1 protein-coding gene is annotated in these 1,161 nt (G+C 64.0%); it reads left to right on the top strand.

Annotation, left to right across the window (positions count from 1 at the left end; translation table 11 throughout):
* Positions 1 to 1,101: IS481 family transposase (locus B7G53_RS22270; RefSeq protein ID WP_096671802.1), on the top strand; the 1,101-nt coding region annotated here is incomplete at its 5' end.
* Positions 1,102 to 1,161 lie beyond the last annotated feature (60 nt).

Raw genomic sequence — 1,161 nt, 5'->3', positions numbered from 1 at the left:
CAATTGGCCTTGCAAGAAGGCGCCAACCGGCGCGAGCTGTGCCGGCGCTTTGGCATAGGAGCGAAAGCCGCGTATGCGCTGCTGGCGCGTTACGCCCAGGAAGGCGATGGCGCCTTCAAACCTCGCTCGCGTCGCCCGCATGTCAGCCCACTGCGCACCCCGGCGGCCATGGAGGAAACTTTGCTCGAGCTGCGGCGCGCTCATCCGGCTTGGGGCGGACGCAAGCTCGCGCGGCGCTTGGCCGAGCTGGGACACCGGGACGTACCGTCTGCGGCCACGGTCACGGCCATCTTGCACCGCCACGGCCTGATTACGCCGGCGGCCAGTGCGGCGGCCCAGCATTGGCAGCGCTTCGAGCACCCCGAGCCCAATGCGCTGTGGCAGATCGACTTCAAGGGTTACTTCGAGACGGCTGCTGGCAAGTGCCACCCATTGACCGTGCTCGACGATCATTCGCGCTTCAACCTGGCGCTGCAGGCCTGTGCACGCCCGGATACGCCCAGCGTGAGGGCGCACCTGACAGCCGTCTTCGAGCGCTACGGACTGCCGCTGCGTATCAATGCCGACAACGGCGGGCCTTGGGGCACGCCGAGTCAAGCCGGACACGGCCTGAGCGAGTTGAGCGTCTGGCTCATCCGCCAGGGTATCCAGGTCAGCCACAGCGCGCCCTATCACCCGCAGACCAACGGCAAGATCGAACGCTTTCACCGCTCACTCAAAGCCGAGGTACTGGCCGGGCGCAGCTTTGCCGATCTGGCCCAGGCCCAAAGCGCTTTCGAGTTCTGGCGCGGCATTTACAACTGCGAGCGACCGCATCAGGCGCTGGGCTTGCGTACGCCGATCGAGCGCTACCGCAGCAGCCCCAGAACCTACGTCGAGCAGCTCGCCACCATCGAATACAGCCCGGACGACACGGTGCGGGTCGTGGGCTGGAACGGCGCTGTTGCGTTTCAGGGTGTCAAGCTCAGGGTCTCCACCGCGCTGCATCGACTGCCCATCGCATTCAGGGCAGATCTCCAGGCCGATGGTTTCTACGATGCTTTCTTCTGCCATCATCACTTCATGCGGCTCAACATGAAGACCCTCATCGATTCCAATTAACCGGCCAAGGTGTTTCCTATGTCTCCGAACACCTGTTTCCCATGTCTCCTGTCTATACAC

The sequence above is a fragment of the Polaromonas sp. AET17H-212 genome (genome assembly GCF_002379085.1).
In the GTDB taxonomy this organism is placed as follows: Bacteria; Pseudomonadota; Gammaproteobacteria; order Burkholderiales; family Burkholderiaceae_C; genus Polaromonas.
This window is presented reverse-complemented; position numbering and strand designations above follow the sequence as displayed.